Consider the following 13,610-nt stretch of genomic DNA (forward strand, 5'->3'; position numbering starts at 1 on the left):
CCTACAGTGGCGTGAGCCACCGGCCGAGGAGGAGTCGATGACCGAGACGTCCACAAGCAAGCCCGCGAGCACAGGCCCGTACGCGAGCCGCCAGGTACGCCTGCGCGAGCGCCCGGTCGGCTACCCCGGCCCGCAGACCTGGGACCTCACGACAACCGACCTGCCGGAGCCCGGGCCCGGTGAGCTCGTCGTCGCCGTCAGCCACGTCTCGCTCGACCCCGCGATGCGCGGCTGGCTGAACGACGTCAGGTCGTACGTCCCGCCGGTCGGCATCGGCGAGGTGATGCGTGCGGGCGCCGCCGGCACCGTCGTCGCGTCCCAGCACCCCTCGTACGCGGTGGGTGACACCGTCACCGGCAGCTTCGGCGTCACCGAGTACGCCCTCTCCGACGGCGAGGGTCTCGTCCTCGTCGACCCCGACGTCGCTGGCACGCCGACCTGGCTCGGGGCCCTCGGGATGCCGGGCATGACGGCGTACTTCGGGCTGCTCGACGTCGGCCGCGCGAGCGCCGGCGACACCGTGCTCGTCTCCGGTGCTGCGGGCGCTGTCGGCAGCATGGTCGGGCAGATCGCGAAGGCCCTGGGCTGCACCGTCATCGGCATCGCCGGCGGCGCAGACAAGTGCGACTGGCTGACCTCGATCGGCTTCGACGCCGTGATCGACTACAAGGCTGTGCACGATTCAAAGCCTGTGAACGTCCTCAAGCGACTGCGTGAGGTCGCTCCCGACGGGATCGACGTCTTCTTCGACAACGTCGGCGGCGACACCCTCGACGCCGGGCTGGCCAACCTGCGCCGCGGCGCGCGCGTCGTGATCTGCGGTGCGATCTCGGGCTACAACGAGACCGCGCTCCCGCCGGGGCCGAGCCGCTACATGTCGCTGCTCGTCTTCCGGGCGTCGATGACCGGGTTCGTCGTGTTCGACTACGAGGACCGCTACCCCGAGGCCCGCGAGAAGATCGGCCGCTGGATCGCCGACGGCACGGTCGTGGCCCGCGAGACCGTTCTTGCTGGAGGGGTCGAGGCGTTCCCGGAGGCACTGCTCGGGCTCTATGCGGGAGTGAACACCGGCAAGCTGGTGCTCGAGGTCGGCGCACCCACCGCCGACGTCACGGGTTGACGCGCTCGATAGGTTGATCAGGTGCGCTGGAGACTCGACCTCGCCTATGACGGTGCGGCCTACCGTGGCTGGGCCACCCAACCCGGGCTCCCCTCGGTGCAGCAGTCGATCGAGGACGCGCTCACGCTCGTCCTCCGACTCGACGAGCCGGCACGCCTGACGGTGGCCGGACGGACGGACACCGGCGTCCACGCCCGCGGGCAGGTCGTGCACGTCGACCTCCCCGACGACGTCGAGACCGACGAGACCCACCTGGTCCGTCGCCTCGACCGGGTGCTCCCCGACGACATCGTCGTCCGGTCGGCGCGCCTGGCGCCCGTGGGGTTCGACGCACGCTTCTCGGCGCTGCGGCGCCGCTACGTCTATCGCATCTGGGACGGCCCCACCGGGCCCGACCCGCTGCACCGCAACCATGTCGTCCACCACCACAAGCCACTCGACATCTCGGCGATGAACGACGCAGCCGTCGGCATCCTCGGCGAGCACGACTTCGCCGCGTTCTGCCGTCGCAGGGAGGGCGCGAGCACGATCCGCAGCCTCATCCAGCTGACGACGCGACGCACCGACACCGGCATCGTCGAGACGACCGTGGTCGCCGACGCGTTCTGCCACTCGATGGTGCGCTCGCTCATGGGCGCACTCACCGCCGTCGGCGAAGGACGCAACGAGCCTGCCTGGATGACGAGGGTCCTCAAGGCCAAGGTCCGCGACTCCCGGGTCAAGGTGATGCCCGCACACGGACTCACCCTCGAGGAGGTCGTCTACCCGGCCGACTCGCAGCTGGCCGACCGCGCCCAGGAGAGCCGCCAGTTCCGCGGGACCATCGAAAGCCCCGAGGATGACTGAGCACTACTTCGACGCGTCTCCCTCGGGCCCCGAGGAGCGCCGCGACGTCCGCGCGCGGATCTGGGACCACGACTACGTCTTCACCACCGCTGCCGGGGTCTTCGCGCGCGACGGGCTCGACAAGGCGACGGCGGTGCTGCTGAAGACGTTCGACCCTCCCGACCATGCGAGCACGGTGCTCGACCTGGGGTGCGGGTGGGGACCGATCGCGTGCGCCGTGGCCGCGGAGGTCCCGGGGTGCACGGTGCACGCCGTCGACACCAACGCCCGCGCGTTGACGCTGACCCGCGACAACGCGGCGCGTGCGGGGGTCGCCGACCGTGTCGTCGCGTCCCTTCCCAGCGACGTGTCGGCCACGGTGACCTTCGACGAGATCTGGTCCAACCCGCCGATCCGGATCGGCAAGGAGGCGCTCCACGCGCTGCTCCTCACCTGGCTCCCCCGGCTCGCCGAGGACGGCGTCGCTCGCCTGGTGGTCGGCAAGAACCTCGGTGCCGACTCCCTCGCCCGCTGGCTCGCCGACCAGGGCTGGCCGACCGAGAAGGCCGCGAGCGCCAAGGGTTTCCGGGTGCTCCTCGTACGCCGCGGCTGAGCTCAGGACCGCCTCGGACGAAGGCCTGTGGATAAGCTCCGCGGCGTCGCGCACGATCGCGGCAGGCTTGGGCCATGAGCGATCCCACCTTCCCCTCCCCCGACGACCCGATGCCCGACCAGCGTGCGCTCCACGAGCGGTGGTGCGCCTTGATGGGTGAGCTCGGCTTCTCCCGCCGCGCCCTGTGGCTCGCCTGCGTCGATGTCGACCGCCGCATGGTGCCGCCCCTCGTCAAGATCGACGAGTGCCCGACCTCCCCCGACCCCGCCGGCGTCCGCCAGCTCCTCGCACAGGCGCGCAGCCTCGTCGACGACGGCGCGCCCGACGGATCGCTCGCCGTCCTGCTGACGCGTCCTGGGCGGGCGGGGATCACCGAGGACGACCGCGCATGGGCCCGCGCGCTGCTCGACGCCGGCCGCTTCGTCCGCCTGCCCCTCGAGGTGCTGCACCTCGCCACCGACGAGGCTCTCGTCGCGCTGGCGCCCGACGACCTCGCGCACGCGCGCCGTACGGCCTGATCAGCGCTCGCGCGCGACCCGACCCTCGTCCCACACCGGCTCGTCGCTCTCGTAGACCGTGCCGTCCTCCCCGAACACGAGGAACCGGTCGAACCGGCGTGCGAACCATCGGTCGTGGGTCACCGCGAGGACGGTCCCGTCGAATGCTTCCAAGCCGTCCTCGAGCGCCTCCGCCGACTCGACGTCGAGGTTGTCGGTCGGCTCGTCAAGCAGGAGCAGCGTCGCCCCTGAGAGCTCGAGCAGCAGGATCTGGAAGCGGGCCTGCTGACCGCCCGAGAGCGAGTCGAAGGTCTGCTCGGAAGAGCGGGCCAGGCCGTAGCGGTCCAGCTTGCGGGCCGCCTCTTCGCGTCCCATCCCGCGACGCCCGATCCCCCGCGCATCGACCTCGCCTCGGTGCAGGATCTCGAGCAGGGTGCGGCCGACGAGCTCGGGATGGGTGTGGGTCTGCACGAAAAGCCCCGGCCTCACACGGGCGCCCAGACGCGCCAACCCGGTGTGAGCGACGGACGCGACCGCGTCGCCGTCCGACCCGGCGACCGGCGCATGCTCGATGTCGGGCCGGGTGCCTCCGGCCGCGAGCAGGCGCAGGAAGTGCGACTTGCCCGACCCGTTCGATCCGAGCACGGCGACCCGCTCCCCGTACCAGACCTCGAGGTCGAAGGGCCGCATGAGTCCGGTGAGCTCCAGGTCCTCGCAGACCACCGCGCGCTTGCCCGTACGACCACCGGTCAGGCGCATCGCGACGTTCTGCTCGTGCGGGACCTCCTCCGGCGGGCCCGCCTCCTCGAACTTGCGCAGCCGCGTCTGAGCCGCCCGATAGCGCGCGGCCATGTCGGAGTTGTACGCCGCCTTGTTCTTGTACATGAGCATCAGCTCGCGCAGCTTGTGGTGCTCCTCGTCCCAGCGCCTGCGCTGCTCTTCGAGCCGGGCGAAACGGGCCGCGCGCGCCTCGTGGTAGGTCGCGAACCCGCCGGGGTGCGTCCACGTCGTGCTCCCGGCCGCCCCCAACTCGAGCGCCACGATCCGGGTCGCGGTGTTCGCGAGCAGGGCGCGGTCGTGGCTCACGTACAGCACCGTCTTCTGGGTGGCGTCGAGCTGGCTCTCGAGCCACTGCTTGCCGGGCACGTCGAGATAGTTGTCAGGCTCGTCGAGGAGCAGCACCTCGTCGGGGCCGCGGAGCAGACCCTCGAGCACGAGGCGCTTCTGCTCGCCACCGGACATCGTGGACAGGTCGCGCCACTTCGCCCGCTCGTACGAGATCCCCAGCGCGGCGGTGCAGCAGGCGTCCCAGGTGACCTCGACCTCGTAGCCACCGGCGTCGGCGTACTCGGCGAGAGCAGATGCGTAGCGCATCTGGGTCGCCTCGTCGTCGTGCTCCATGAGTGCCAGCTCCACCTCGTCGAGGCGCGCGGCGGCAAGGCGCACGCGCGGCGGCGCGACGGAGAGGAGCAGCTCGCGCACGGTCTCGAGGTGGGAGCCGTCGGGGTGTCGCGTCACCATCTGGCGCATCACCCCCAGACCACCGCTGCGCGCGACGGTACCGGCGTGCGGCGTGATCTCGCCGGTGATGATCTTCATCAGCGTCGTCTTGCCCGCGCCGTTGGCCCCGACGAGCGCCACGACGGCACCGTCCCCGACCCGGAACGAGACGTCGTCCAGCAGGACTCTCCCGTCTGGGAGGTCGTAGCGGATTCCGGACAGATCGACGTGGGTCACGTCCCCCAGTGTCCGCTCTCCGTCAAGCCGGTATCCACGATCCCCCATGCACTACGCTCCAGCGAAGCCCCCGACGTACGGAGTCCCTCGACGTGACCGTCTACGTGATCCTCGGCCTGCTCGGCCTCGCGCTGCTCGCGGTGTCCCTGCTGGTCGGCGACCTGTTCGACGGGCTCACCGACGGGCTGCCGGGCGACGTCTTTTCGAGCGCCGTCATCGGTGGCTTCGTCGCCGCCTTCGGCTTCGGCGGCGCCCTGGCCGACGGGCTGGGGCTCCGGCTCCTCGTCAGTCTTCCCGTCGCCGTCGTCTCCGGTGTCCTCGTGGCCTGGTTCGCCGGATGGCTGACCGGGCTGGTGCGAGGCGGCGGGAGCGATGCGACGCCGTCGGTCGCCGACAGCATCGGCCGCAGCGGGCGCATCGTGTCCGAGGTCCCCGCCGACGGCTACGGGCTCGTCCGGGTCGCCGTCGGCGGCCACACCCTCCAGCTCAACGCCCGCTCCGTGCGCCCATTGGACGCCGGCGCCGAGGTCCACATCACCGAAGTCCTGTCGCCGACGGCAGTCATCGTGGCCCCCGTGTGGGACGAGATCGCCTAACCCTTCCCGAAAGGCCCCCGCCGTGTCCTCCTCCGTGCTCGTCCCCGTGGCCGGTTTCGTCGTCCTCCTGGTGCTCCTCCTGCTGCTGGTCACCAGTCGCTACAAGGTCGCCGGCCCCAACCAGGCCTTCATCGTGACCGGGCGCAAGGGCAAGGCCGTCCTCAACCCCGAGACGGGCGCACTGACGACCGACCTCTCGGGCCAGAAGGTGATCCTCGGCGGCGGCACGTTCGTCATCCCCTTCGTCCAGAAGCTCGCGACGATGGACCTGTCGAGCCGTCGCATCTCCGTGCAGATCCGCGGCGCAGTCTCCGGGCAGGGCATCAAGCTCAACGTGGAGGGCGTGGCGATCGTCAAGGTCGGGGGCAATGCCGACCAGATCCGGCTCGCCGCCCAGCGGTTCCTCTCCCAGCAGGGCGACATCGAGCCGTTCACGCAGGAGGTGCTGGCAGGTGCGCTGCGCTCGATCGTCGGCGGGCTGACCGTCGAGCAGATCATCCGTGATCGTGCCGCGTTCGCCCAGCGCGTCGCCGACGAGTCCGAGAACTCCCTGACGGGCCAGGGTCTGATCCTCGATACGTTCCAGATCCAGGACGTCACCGATGACGGCAGCTACCTGTCGGACCTCGGGCGCCCCGAGGCGGCCCGCATCCGCCAGACCGCCGCGATCGCCGAGGCCGCAGCGCGTCAGGCCGCCGAGCAGGCGAGCCTGAAGGCGGAGGAGGAGATCGCCATCGCCCAGCGCACGCTCGCCCTCAAGCAGGCCGAGATCAAGTCCGAGACGGATGCCGCGGCGGCCAACGCGGCCTCGGCCGGACCGCTCGCCCAGGCCGATCGCGACCAGGCGGTCCTCGCCGAGCAGGAGAAGGTCGCCGTCCGTCAGGCGGCCCTGACCGAGCGCCAGCTCGAGACCCAGGTGCGCAAGCCTGCCGACGCCGAGCGCTACAAGGTCGAGCAGGAGGCGGAGGCGCGGCGTACGTCCGAGATCGCCGCGGCTGAGGGCCGTAAGGCGTCCACCATCGCTGCCGCCGAGGCCAACGCCGAGGAGGCCCGCCTGTCCGGCGAGGCCGAGAAGTCACGCCGTGCGGCGCTCGCCGAGGCCGAGGCCATCGAGGGTGCGCGGCGAGGCGAGGCCGAGAAGGCTCGCCGTGTGGCCGAGGCCGAGGCGACCCGTGCAGAGGGCGAGGCACAGGCAGCGGCGACCCTCGCGATCGGCCATGCCGAGGCCGAGGCGATGGACAAGCGCGCCGCTGCGTTCGCCGGCTACAACGACGCGGCCGTGCTGCAGATGGTCATCGAGGTCCTCCCCCAGATCGCCAAGGAGGTCGCCGCGCCGATCGCGGCGATCGACCAGCTCACGATCCTGTCGACCGACGGTGCGGGCGCGTTGCCGAAGCAGGTCAACGACAACGTCGTCCAGACCCTGCAGATGCTCAAGACGTCCACAGGTCTCGACCTTGGGGCGCTCCTGCACCGCTCGGTCGACAAGGCCGCCAACGGCGTGGGCGTCACGACCGGCAAGAACGGCGACACCGCCTGAGCACACGCGCGTCACGGGATGCGGGGGAGCACGACGGTCTCCCCCGTCCCGCTGTCGACGAGCGCGGCACGGTTCACCACGAGAGGCATCGGGAGCACGTCAGCGACCGCCGCGACGACCACCGGGAGGAGCGCGCCCGGGGCCCGCGTCGCGAGGGAGACGTGCGGGACCCAGGCCCCCTCGGCATAGTTGCGGTGCAGGTCGGCGCCCGTCGCCCGTACGGCCGCCACGACGGACTCCTGGCGCCGCGCCAGCTCGGCAGTCAGTGACGGCGCCAGCGCGGCACGCCCGCGCGGGAACGCGAGCGTGCCCTGGCACGTCAAGGTGAACGGACCACCATCGGGAAGCCTGTCCACCGCCTGGTGCACGGCTTCCAGATCCCACTCCCGCAGCACCGCGTACGAGAGGTGGGGGTGGTGCCGGCCGTGCGTGTGGGTCGCGAGGGTGTGCACGCCACGCGACTCCAGGCGCGCCCACAGCTCGCGGATCCTACGCTCGGTCCGCGCATCGAACAGGACGCAGACGGCGAGGGCCATGGTCCTAGCGTGACCTGTCCTGGGTCAGTCGACGAGCGCAGCGACCAGGAGCTCGAGCGTTCTTTCGCGGGCGACGGACCGCCGCGGGTCGCCACCGTGCCACGCGGACGCAACCGGGTGCACCATCACCTCGTCCACGTCGAACTGCGCGGCCAGAGCACGGATCCGCTCGGCGGCCTGCGTCGGATCACCGACGACGTTGCGCACCAGTCCGTCCTCGACCATCGCGCGCTGAGGTTCGCTCAGCTCCTGCTTCTCGGCGGCCTCCACGAGGTCCAACGCCGCCAACGGAGCGCCCGTCCTCAGCCGCGCCATCGACTGCAGGTTGGGGATCGCGAGCGCGGCTGCCTCCTCGTACGTCTCGGCGACGACCACGTTAACGGTGAGGAACGTCGTCGGCTCGGGCGTGTGCACGCTCGGTTGGAACTCGCGCCGATAGATCTCCAGCGCCTCAGCCGTCCCCTGGCCCGAGAAGTGGTGCGCGAACACGTACGGCAGCCCCTTGGCGGCGGCGAGGTGCGCGGAGTAGGTCGAAGAGCCGAGCAGCCACTGACGCGGCGTCGACGTCGCGCTCGGCGTCGCGCGGAGCCGGTAGTCCTCGCCGCGGATCGGAACCCGGACGCCCACGGTCGAGTCCATCAGGGCCATCACGTCGTCGAGGTACTGCGGGAACTGCTGGACGTCCGTGTCGTCGCGGCCCGCGGCACCGCGAAGCGCCCACGAGGTCACCGGATCGGAGCCGGGCGCGCGACCGAGCCCGAGATCGATTCGGCCCGGGTACGCCGCCTCGAGCAGCGCGAACTGCTCGGCGACCGCGAGCGGCGCGTGGTTCGGGAGCATCACTCCCCCCGATCCGAGGCGGATGCGCGCGGTCTGCGCCGCGAGGATCGCGATCAGGACGGGCGGGGACGTCGCCGCGACCGCCGGCATGTTGTGGTGCTCGGCGACCCAGTAGCGCGTGAACCCGAGCCGGTCGGCCACGCCCGCGAGCGCGGTCGTCGCGGCGAGCGCGTCAGAGGTCGTCTGATCGGTACGGACGGGGACGAGGTCGAGGACCGAGAGCTTGGGAGACGCCATACCTCAGGACAACGCCACGAGGTGCCCGTGGGATTCCTTCGGGCTAGTGGCTCGTCTGCGCGCGGCCGCGCCACCACTGCCACGCGAACGTGACGATCAGGGCACCGATGACCGAGCCGACGATCCCGCTGGGACGGAGCTCGAGCCCGTCGCCGGCGAGAAGGCTGACGAGTAGCCCGCCGACGAAGGACCCGACGATCCCGGAGACGAAGGCGACGGTCCAGTCGATGCCGGACATTCCGCGTCCGAGGATGAGCTGGGCAAGAGCGCCGGCCAGCATGCCGAAGAGGATGATCGCGATGATGAGCACGACCGCAGCCTAGGGGCACGCGGGCCGTGCTGCAGGCCTCGTTGCACGTCGATCTCGGCTCCCCCGCCGGTCACGACACGAGGGCCGGCACCTGCCCCGTACGGGACTGGTGCCGGCCCTCGTGGGGAACCGGTGAGGGGTCAGGCCTTGTCGGCGTCACCCTCGGCCTTGTCGGCGGTCGCCTCGTCGGCAGCAGGTGCCTCGTCGGCGGTCGCCTCGACCTCGGCCTCGTCGGCAGCGGCGATCTGGTCCTTGACCTCGTCGGCGCTCTCGGGGGCCTCGACCGGGGCGGCCTCAGCCTTCGCGGCCTTCTTCGGCGTCTTCGTCGTGACGGAGAAGTCCTTCTCCTCGACGAGCTCGATCACGGCCATGGGGGCGTTGTCGCCCTTGCGCGGCCCGATCTTGGTGATGCGCGTGTAGCCACCGGGGCGCGTCGTGTACTTCGGCGCGATCTCGGTGAACAGCTCGTGCAGGATGCCCTTGTCACGGATCACCTTGACGACCTGGCGCCGGTTGGCGACCGTGTCGACCTTGGCGCGGGTGATCAGCGACTCGGCGTACGGGCGAAGGCGCTTGGCCTTGGCCTCAGTGGTGGTGATGCGGCCGTGCTCGAACAGGCTCTGTGCGAGGTTGGCGAGGATGAGGCGCTGGTGCGCCGGGCTCCCGCCGAACCGCGGACCCTTTGTGGGCGTGGGCATTGCTTTGTCTCCTGGGAAGTAGTGCGGAGAGCAACTGAGCGCAGGCTCAGTACTGCTCGTCCTCCGCGAAGCTCTCGTCGTCGTCGCCGAAGTTGTCGACGACTGCGCTCGGGTCGAAACCGGCCGGGCTGTCCTTCAGGCCCAGACCCATCTCGGCGAGCTTGGCCTTCACCTCGTCGATCGACTTCGAGCCGAAGTTGCGGATATCCAGCAGGTCCTGCTCGCTGCGTGAGATGAGCTCACCCACCGTGTGGATGCCCTCACGCTTGAGGCAGTTGTACGACCGGACCGTCAGGTGGAGATCCTCCACCGGCAGGGCGAGGTCGGCGGCGAGCGCCTCGTCGACCGGCGACGGGCCGATGTCGATGCCCTCGGCCTCGACGTTCAGCTCACGCGCGAGACCGAACAGCTCGACCAGCGTCTTGCCGGCCGACGCCATGGCGTCGCGCGGCAGGATCGAACGCTTGGTCTCGACGTCGATGATGAGCTTGTCGAAGTCGGTGCGCTGCTCGACACGAGTGGCCTCGACCTTGTACGTGACCTTGAGGACCGGGCTGTAGATCGAGTCGATCGGCATGCGCCCGATCTCCTCGTCGCCGGTCTTGTTCTGGATCGCCGACACGTAGCCGCGTCCGCGCTCGACCACCAGCTCGACCTCGATCTTGCCCTTGTCGTTCAGGGTCGCGATCTTGAGGTCAGGGTTGTGCACCTCGACACCGGCCGGGGGCGCGATGTCGGCTGCGGTGACGTCGCCGGGGCCCTGCTTGCGCAGGTACATGACGACGGGCTCGTCGTGCTCCGAGCTGACCACGAGGTTCTTGAGGTTCAGGATGATCTCGGTGACGTCCTCGGTCACGCCGGGGATCGTCGAGAACTCGTGGAGCACGCCGTCGATCTTGATCGAGGTGACAGAAGCACCCGGGATCGACGACAGGAGCGTACGGCGCAGGGAGTTGCCGAGGGTGTAGCCGAAGCCCGGCTCGAGAGGCTCGATGACGAACCGCGAGCGGAACTCGTCGACGACGTCCTCGGACAGTGTCGGCCGCTGTGCAATGAGCATGTTCTGGGTTCCTTTCCGCGTCGCCCGCTATATGACGGACACGGTGAATGAGGCTGGTGGTGGCCTGCCCGAGCACGGGCTCGGGCAGGCCGGCGAGGCATCAGATCTTGGAGTAGTACTCCACGATCAGCTGCTCGGTGATCGGGACGACGATCTGCTCGCGCACCGGCGGCTGGTGGACGAGGACGCGCCCCTTCTCCGGCACGGCGGTGAGCCATGCGGGGACGGAGTCGGCGTTGAACGTCTCACGGGCCACGATGAACGGCGTCGTCTCGAGCGACTTCGGCCGCACGTCGATGATGTCGTACTGGCTGACCTGGTACGACGGGATGTCGACCTTGTGGCCGTTGACCAGGAAGTGGCCGTGGACCACGAGCTGGCGAGCGTGACGACGCGTGCGGGCGAAGCCGGCACGGTAGATCACGTTGTCGAGACGGCACTCGAGGATCTGGAGCAGGTTGTCACCGGTCTTGCCGGGACGACGGTGCGCCTCCTCGTAGTACTTGCGGAACTGCCGCTCGAGGACGCCGTAGGTGTAGCGCGCCTTCTGCTTCTCCTGCAGCTGCGTGCGGTACTCGCTCTCCTTCACCCGGCCGCGGCCGTGCTGGCCGGGCGGGTAGGGGCGACGCTCGAACGCGGCGTCACCGCCGACGAGGTCGACGCCCAGGCGGCGAGACTTCTTGGTCAGGGGTCCGGTATAACGGGCCATCTGTGTTCTCCTCTCCGATCCGGGCTATCAGACGCGGCGGCGCTTGGGAGGCCGCACGCCGTTGTGGGGGCTGGGGGTGACGTCCTGGATGGTGCCGACCTCGAGGCCGACCGCACCCAGGGAACGGATCGCCGTCTCGCGACCCGAGCCCGGGCCCTTCACGAAGACGTCGATCTTCTTCATCCCGTGCTCCATCGCCCGGCGCCCGGCGGCCTCAGCGGCCATCTGCGCGGCGTACGGAGTGGACTTGCGCGAACCCTTGAAGCCGACAGTGCCGGCAGAGGCCCACGAGATCACCGCACCGGACGGGTCGGTGATCGTGACGATCGTGTTGTTGAACGTGCTCTTGATGTGGGCCTGGCCCGCGGCGACGTTCTTCTTCTCCTTGCGGCGCACCTTCTTGGCGCCTGTGCCCTTCGGAGGCATTACTTACCCTTCTTCTTGCTGCCGGCAACGGTGCGCTTCGGGCCCTTGCGGGTGCGCGCGTTCGTCTTGGTCCGCTGACCGCGCACGGGGAGCCCGGCGCGGTGGCGGCGGCCCTGGTAGCTGCCGATCTCGATCTTGCGACGGATGTCGGCGGCCACTTCACGACGAAGGTCGCCCTCGACCTGGAACTGGCCGTCGATCGCGTCACGGAGCGCGACCAGCTGGTCCTCGCTCAGCTCGTGCACGCGCAGGTCGGGGCTGATGCCGGTCTGCTCGAGCAGCTGCTCGCTGCGGGTACGGCCGATGCCGTAGATGTAGGTGAGACCAATGACCACGCGCTTGTCGCGCGGCAGGTCGACACCGATGAGGCGTGCCATCAGGCGATGTCCTTCCACTGCGAAGGTGTGTGGCGTGACGCATCCCGGCTGCCTCAGCCGGGCCCTGGCCTTCGTTCCAGGGGAAGCACCTCGTCAGTCTCGACGCGGTGAGCGATCACGTTGCTGGGTGCGGGCTGGTCAGCCCTGCCGCTGCTTGTGGCGCGGGTTCTCACAGATCACCATGACTCGGCCATGGCGACGGATGACCTTGCACTTCTCGCAGATCGGCTTGACGCTCGGTTGAACCTTCATCGAGCTCTCTTATCTCGTACGGTCAGGGTCACTTGTACCGGTAGACGATCCGACCTCGGGTGAGGTCGTACGGGGACAGCTCCACCACCACACGGTCCTCAGGGAGGATCCGGATGTAATGCTGGCGCATCTTGCCGCTGATGTGCGCAAGAACCTTGTGGCCGTTGGTCAGCTCCACTCGGAACATCGCGTTCGGCAGGGCTTCGATAACCGAGCCCTCGAGCTCGATGACGCCTTCCTTCTTGGCCATGTCCTCCGCAATCTGTCGTACGTCTCTCGGACCGGCCGAAGGCATGCAGACATGCACACTCCGGCCGACTGTCCATAGTACGGTGCGCGGCAACCAAGGGACAAATCCGGCGGTCGGGCGTCTCAGTCCTCGGCGGGCCCGCCATACGGAACACCAAGCTCGGCGAGCCGCGCACGGCCCCCGTCGAGCGCGGTGAGCACCCACGCGCCGGCGTCTGTGAGCGTGAAGGTGTGCTCGAAGTGCGCCGACCAGCCCCCGTCGTCGGTGACGACCGTCCAGTCGTCCTCGAGCATCGTCGTCTCGATCGTGCCCTCGGTGATCATCGGCTCGACCGCGAGGACAAGGCCCTTCACGAGCTTGGGACCGTGACCCGGTGCGCCGAAGTTGGGGACGTTGGGTGGCATGTGCATGGCGGAGCCGATCCCGTGGCCGACGTAGTCCTCGACGATCCCGTAGGACTCGCCGCCCGGGTGCGACCGCACGTACGACTCGACGCCGTGACCGATGTCGCTGACCCGGCCGCCGAGGTGTGCGGCCGCGATGCCGCGCCACAGCGATTCCTCGCACACGCGGACCAGCTCGCGGCGACTCTCGCTGATCTCCCCCACCGCGACCGTGATCGCCGCGTCGGAGTGCCACCCGTCAAGCACGCAGCCGCAGTCGATCGACACGAGGTCACCCTCCGCGATCACCCGCTCGCCCGGGATGCCGTGCACGACCTCGTCGTTGATGGAGGTGCAGATGGTCGCAGGGAATCCGTGGTAGCCCTTGAAGTTGGGCACGGCGCCGCGGCTGCGGATGTGCTCCTCTGCGATGGCGTCGAGGTCGGCGGTCGTCATGCCGGCGCGCACCGACTCTCTGAGGAGCTCGAGCGTCTCGCCGACGATCACACCGGCCCGCCGCATCACGGCAACCTGATCGGGCTTCTTGATCTCGAGCCCGCTGCCGAAGATCCCCATCAGAGGACGCGCCCCATCAACGTACGCA

18 protein-coding genes are annotated in these 13,610 nt (G+C 69.7%); 6 read left to right on the top strand and 12 right to left on the bottom strand.

The window, feature by feature from the left end:
• The first annotated feature begins 37 nt into the window (after window positions 1-37).
• The 4 genes from HCT63_RS13345 to HCT63_RS13360 all read left to right on the top strand — a co-directional run bounded on the left by HCT63_RS13345 (window position 38) and on the right by HCT63_RS13360 (window position 3,076).
• On the top strand, window positions 38-1,120 hold the full coding sequence (locus tag HCT63_RS13345; RefSeq protein ID WP_167005606.1) for an NADP-dependent oxidoreductase: 1,083 nt from the start codon (window positions 38-40) through the stop codon (window positions 1,118-1,120).
• Between the two features lie 21 nt (window positions 1,121-1,141).
• A complete protein-coding gene (gene truA / locus HCT63_RS13350; protein WP_167005608.1) occupies window positions 1,142-1,966 on the top strand; it encodes a tRNA pseudouridine(38-40) synthase TruA in 825 nt (274 codons plus the stop codon).
• Entirely contained in the window at window positions 1,959-2,558 is a 600-nt protein-coding gene (locus HCT63_RS13355) for a methyltransferase (protein WP_167005610.1), read from the top strand. Before truA ends, HCT63_RS13355 begins: the two co-directional genes overlap by 8 nt.
• A gap of 74 nt (window positions 2,559-2,632) precedes the next feature.
• Window positions 2,633-3,076, top strand: coding sequence for a hypothetical protein (locus tag HCT63_RS13360; RefSeq protein ID WP_167005612.1), 444 nt, complete (start codon window positions 2,633-2,635; stop codon window positions 3,074-3,076).
• On the opposite strand, the gene HCT63_RS13365 is transcribed toward HCT63_RS13360, so the two are convergent.
• Entirely contained in the window at window positions 3,077-4,792 is a 1,716-nt protein-coding gene (locus HCT63_RS13365) for an ATP-binding cassette domain-containing protein (protein ID WP_167005614.1), read from the bottom strand.
• Between the two features lie 92 nt (window positions 4,793-4,884).
• On the opposite strand from HCT63_RS13365, the gene HCT63_RS13370 reads away from it, so the two are divergent.
• Both HCT63_RS13370 and HCT63_RS13375 read left to right on the top strand, forming a co-directional pair.
• A complete protein-coding gene (locus HCT63_RS13370; RefSeq protein WP_167005616.1) occupies window positions 4,885-5,388 on the top strand; it encodes a hypothetical protein in 504 nt (167 codons plus the stop codon).
• Between the two features lie 22 nt (window positions 5,389-5,410).
• On the top strand, window positions 5,411-6,928 hold the full coding sequence (locus tag HCT63_RS13375) for a flotillin family protein (RefSeq protein WP_208322435.1): 1,518 nt from the start codon (window positions 5,411-5,413) through the stop codon (window positions 6,926-6,928).
• An 11-nt stretch (window positions 6,929-6,939) separates the two neighbouring features.
• On the opposite strand, the gene HCT63_RS13380 is transcribed toward HCT63_RS13375, so the two are convergent.
• The 11 genes from HCT63_RS13380 to map all read right to left on the bottom strand — a co-directional run bounded on the left by HCT63_RS13380 (window position 6,940) and on the right by map (window position 13,582).
• Window positions 6,940-7,464 carry a 2'-5' RNA ligase family protein gene (locus HCT63_RS13380; protein ID WP_167005619.1) on the bottom strand — a complete coding sequence of 175 codons (525 nt, stop codon included), beginning with the start codon at window positions 7,462-7,464 and terminating at the stop codon, window positions 6,940-6,942.
• Between the two features lie 24 nt (window positions 7,465-7,488).
• Entirely contained in the window at window positions 7,489-8,541 is a 1,053-nt protein-coding gene (locus tag HCT63_RS13385) for an LLM class flavin-dependent oxidoreductase (protein WP_167005622.1), read from the bottom strand.
• Window positions 8,542-8,584: 43 nt separating this feature from the next.
• Window positions 8,585-8,851 carry a GlsB/YeaQ/YmgE family stress response membrane protein gene (locus HCT63_RS13390; RefSeq protein ID WP_167005624.1) on the bottom strand — a complete coding sequence of 89 codons (267 nt, stop codon included), beginning with the start codon at window positions 8,849-8,851 and terminating at the stop codon, window positions 8,585-8,587.
• A 140-nt stretch (window positions 8,852-8,991) separates the two neighbouring features.
• Window positions 8,992-9,549, bottom strand: coding sequence for a 50S ribosomal protein L17 (rplQ, locus tag HCT63_RS13395; RefSeq protein WP_167005627.1), 558 nt, complete (start codon window positions 9,547-9,549; stop codon window positions 8,992-8,994).
• 46 nt (window positions 9,550-9,595) lie between these two features.
• Window positions 9,596-10,609 (bottom strand): DNA-directed RNA polymerase subunit alpha, encoded by a 1,014-nt coding sequence (locus HCT63_RS13400; protein WP_167005630.1) that lies wholly within the window; start codon window positions 10,607-10,609, stop codon window positions 9,596-9,598.
• A gap of 100 nt (window positions 10,610-10,709) precedes the next feature.
• The gene (gene rpsD / locus HCT63_RS13405) at window positions 10,710-11,318 is read right to left on the bottom strand and encodes a 30S ribosomal protein S4 (protein WP_167005633.1); all 609 of its coding nucleotides are present in this window, start codon (window positions 11,316-11,318) and stop codon (window positions 10,710-10,712) included.
• A gap of 27 nt (window positions 11,319-11,345) precedes the next feature.
• Entirely contained in the window at window positions 11,346-11,744 is a 399-nt protein-coding gene (gene rpsK, locus HCT63_RS13410) for a 30S ribosomal protein S11 (protein ID WP_167005636.1), read from the bottom strand.
• Window positions 11,744-12,121 carry a 30S ribosomal protein S13 gene (rpsM, locus tag HCT63_RS13415; RefSeq protein ID WP_167005639.1) on the bottom strand — a complete coding sequence of 126 codons (378 nt, stop codon included), beginning with the start codon at window positions 12,119-12,121 and terminating at the stop codon, window positions 11,744-11,746. The genes rpsK and rpsM overlap by 1 nt, the downstream gene beginning before the upstream one ends.
• Before the next feature lie 138 nt (window positions 12,122-12,259).
• Window positions 12,260-12,373, bottom strand: coding sequence for a 50S ribosomal protein L36 (gene rpmJ, locus HCT63_RS13420; RefSeq protein ID WP_167005642.1), 114 nt, complete (start codon window positions 12,371-12,373; stop codon window positions 12,260-12,262).
• A 28-nt stretch (window positions 12,374-12,401) separates the two neighbouring features.
• A complete protein-coding gene (infA, locus tag HCT63_RS13425) occupies window positions 12,402-12,623 on the bottom strand; it encodes a translation initiation factor IF-1 (RefSeq protein ID WP_167005645.1) in 222 nt (73 codons plus the stop codon).
• Between the two features lie 122 nt (window positions 12,624-12,745).
• Window positions 12,746-13,582: a type I methionyl aminopeptidase gene (gene map, locus HCT63_RS13430; protein ID WP_167005648.1), complete on the bottom strand. Its 837-nt coding sequence runs from the start codon at window positions 13,580-13,582 to the stop codon at window positions 12,746-12,748.
• Between the last annotated feature and the right edge of the window lie 28 nt (window positions 13,583-13,610).

The organism is Mumia sp. ZJ430, assembly GCF_011751845.1.
GTDB lineage: Bacteria > Actinomycetota > Actinomycetes > Propionibacteriales > Nocardioidaceae > Mumia.

Bases quoted from the DNA above. Each gene is read 5' to 3' on its own strand.
- rpsM (WP_167005639.1), bottom strand. From the start codon at position 12,121: ATGGCACGCCTCATCGGTGTCGACCTGCCGCGCGACAAGCGCGTGGTC.
- HCT63_RS13345 (WP_167005606.1), top strand. From the start codon at position 38: ATGACCGAGACGTCCACAAGCAAGCCCGCGAGCACAGGCCCGTACGCG.
- HCT63_RS13355 (WP_167005610.1), top strand. From the start codon at position 1,959: ATGACTGAGCACTACTTCGACGCGTCTCCCTCGGGCCCCGAGGAGCGC.
- rpsD (WP_167005633.1), bottom strand. From the start codon at position 11,318: ATGGCCCGTTATACCGGACCCCTGACCAAGAAGTCTCGCCGCCTGGGC.
- HCT63_RS13400 (WP_167005630.1), bottom strand. From the start codon at position 10,609: ATGCTCATTGCACAGCGGCCGACACTGTCCGAGGACGTCGTCGACGAG.
- HCT63_RS13360 (WP_167005612.1), top strand. From the start codon at position 2,633: ATGAGCGATCCCACCTTCCCCTCCCCCGACGACCCGATGCCCGACCAG.
- infA (WP_167005645.1), bottom strand. From the start codon at position 12,623: ATGGCCAAGAAGGAAGGCGTCATCGAGCTCGAGGGCTCGGTTATCGAA.
- rplQ (WP_167005627.1), bottom strand. From the start codon at position 9,549: ATGCCCACGCCCACAAAGGGTCCGCGGTTCGGCGGGAGCCCGGCGCAC.
- rpmJ (WP_167005642.1), bottom strand. From the start codon at position 12,373: ATGAAGGTTCAACCGAGCGTCAAGCCGATCTGCGAGAAGTGCAAGGTC.
- map (WP_167005648.1), bottom strand. From the start codon at position 13,582: ATGGGGATCTTCGGCAGCGGGCTCGAGATCAAGAAGCCCGATCAGGTT.
- rpsK (WP_167005636.1), bottom strand. From the start codon at position 11,744: ATGCCTCCGAAGGGCACAGGCGCCAAGAAGGTGCGCCGCAAGGAGAAG.
- HCT63_RS13380 (WP_167005619.1), bottom strand. From the start codon at position 7,464: ATGGCCCTCGCCGTCTGCGTCCTGTTCGATGCGCGGACCGAGCGTAGG.
- HCT63_RS13385 (WP_167005622.1), bottom strand. From the start codon at position 8,541: ATGGCGTCTCCCAAGCTCTCGGTCCTCGACCTCGTCCCCGTCCGTACC.